This is a genomic window from Vibrio sp. V42_P2S4T144, from assembly GCF_009904715.1.
Taxonomy (GTDB): Bacteria; Pseudomonadota; Gammaproteobacteria; order Enterobacterales; family Vibrionaceae; genus Vibrio; species Vibrio alginolyticus.
Genome location: NZ_WXWS01000459.1, coordinates 1 through 2,181 on the forward strand (window position 1 = coordinate 1; position 2,181 = coordinate 2,181).

Below are 2,181 nucleotides of genomic sequence, written 5' to 3' on the forward strand. Positions count from 1 at the left end.
TAAAAGGGCTGAATTATCAGCCCTTTAAAAATGAAAATTCAATTACTTACGACGCCACGTTGTGCCTTCTGGACCATCTTCCAGAACAATGCCCATTTCGGTCAGCTTGTCACGAGCCATATCTGCATTCGCCCAATCTTTCGCAGCGCGAGAGTCATTACGCAGCTTGATCAGAGCTTCAATTTCAGCCACTTCATCATCGTTACCCGCATCACCTTTTAGGAAGGCTTCAGGATCTTGGTGAAGAATACCGATCACGTCAGCTAGTTCACGCATTAGCGCACCGAGTTCGCTCGCTTTCTCTAGGTTTTCTGTCTTCAGACGGTTAACTTCTCGCGCCATGTCGAACAGTACTGAGTAAGCTTCTGGTGTGTTGAAGTCATCGTTCATCGCTGCAGTGAAGCGAGATACGTATTCTTCACCACCAGCAGGCGCAGCGTTTAGGTCTAAACCACGTAGAGATGTGTACAGGCGCTCAAGCGAAGCACGTGCTTGGTTTAGGTTATCTTCGCTGTAGTTTAACTGGCTACGGTAGTGACCAGACATTAGGAAGTAACGCACTGTTTCAGCATCGTAGTGACCAAGAACGTCACGGATAGTAAAGAAGTTACCTAGAGATTTAGACATCTTCTCACGGTCTACCATTACCATGCCGCTGTGCATCCATGTGTTCACGTATTGTGTATCGTGTGCACAGCATGATTGTGCGATTTCATTTTCATGGTGTGGGAACTGAAGGTCAGAACCACCGCCGTGAATGTCGAAGTGGTTACCTAGGATTGAAGAGTTCATTGCTGAACACTCAATGTGCCAACCTGGACGACCAGGACCCCATGGTGACTCCCACGTTGGTTCACCCGGCTTTGACATCTTCCAAAGTACAAAGTCTAGAGGGCTGCGTTTTGCTGTTTCGATATCAACGCGCGCGCCAGCTTGAAGCTGATCAAGGTCTTGCTTAGAAAGCTTGCCGTATTCGTTGAATTTACCTACTTCAAACATTACGTCACCGTTATCTGCAACGTATGCAAAACCGCGCTCGATTAGCTTCTCAACCAATTCGATGATTTCAGCAATAAACTGTGTCGCACGAGGTTCAACGTCCGGACGTTTCATGTTCAGCGCATCAAAATCAGCGTGCATTTCACCAATCAAACGCTCAGTCAATGAATCGCAAGACTCACCATTTTCTGCGGCACGTTTGATGATCTTATCGTCGATATCTGTGATGTTACGTACAAACGTCAGATCGTAGCCCAAGTAGCGAAGGTAACGTGATACAACGTCAAAAGAGACGAAAGTACGACCGTGACCAATGTGACAGAGATCGTAGATGGTAACTCCACAGACATACATACCGACTTTGCCAGCTGTAATTGGTTTGAATTCCTCTTTCTGTCTTGTGAGTGTGTTATATATCTTTAACATGATCTCTATCTATGATTGTGAATGAATAAAAGAAGATGAGTATATCAACTCCAACCTAGTTAGGTAATAGCAATTAACCGATAAAACGATAATCGGCTAAACTTCAAGCACAAAACGAAGAATTTCCTCTTCCTGAGTTTTTAAAGCACTAGAACTTAGGCTAGAATCTCGGGCTCAACACAACACAGTAAAGGAAAGTAGCATGATCACCCTTCACACTAATTTTGGTGACATCAAGATTCAACTAAACGAAGAGAAAGCGCCAGAGACAAGCGCAAACTTCCTTCAGTACTGCCGCGACGGTTTCTACGACAACACGCTTTTCCACCGTGTTATTGACGGCTTCATGATCCAAGGTGGTGGTATGGAGTCTGGTCTACGTGAAAAAGCGACTCGTGCACCTATCAAGAACGAAGCAAACAACGGCCTAAGCAACAAAGTGGGTACACTTGCTATGGCACGTACTATGGAGCCGCATTCAGCAAGCTCTCAGTTCTTCATCAACGTAAACAACAACACATTCCTAGACTTCCGTAGCGAAAGCCTAGATGGTTGGGGTTACTGTGTGTTCGGTGAAGTAATCGAAGGCATGGACATCGTAAATAAGATCAAAGGCGTTAGCACTGGTTCTTACGGCATGCACCAAGACGTACCTCTAGAAGACGTAGTAATCACTGGTACAACAATTGAAGAGTAATTCTTAGGAATTATTTTTAAAAGATAAGTTAATGGGGAGGCATAGCTTCCCCTTATTTC

At 44.9% G+C, this 2,181-nt stretch carries 2 protein-coding genes; one reads left to right on the top strand and one right to left on the bottom strand.

What is annotated here, in order from left to right; all coding sequences use genetic code 11:
- Positions 1–42: 42 nt before the first annotated feature.
- Positions 43–1,425, bottom strand: coding sequence for a cysteine--tRNA ligase (gene cysS / locus CAG68_RS15410; RefSeq protein WP_005378155.1), 1,383 nt, complete (start codon positions 1,423–1,425; stop codon positions 43–45).
- Positions 1,426–1,627: 202 nt separating this feature from the next.
- Here cysS and CAG68_RS15415 point away from each other — a divergent pair, with 202 nt between their 5' ends.
- The gene (locus CAG68_RS15415) at positions 1,628–2,122 is read left to right on the top strand and encodes a peptidylprolyl isomerase (RefSeq protein WP_005378156.1); all 495 of its coding nucleotides are present in this window, start codon (positions 1,628–1,630) and stop codon (positions 2,120–2,122) included.
- The last annotated feature ends 59 nt before the right edge of the window (positions 2,123–2,181 follow it).

Excerpts from the sequence above, each read along its gene's own strand:
- CAG68_RS15415 (WP_005378156.1), top strand. The coding sequence starts at position 1,628 with ATGATCACCCTTCACACTAATTTTGGTGACATCAAGATTCAACTAAAC.
- cysS (WP_005378155.1), bottom strand. The coding sequence starts at position 1,425 with ATGTTAAAGATATATAACACACTCACAAGACAGAAAGAGGAATTCAAA.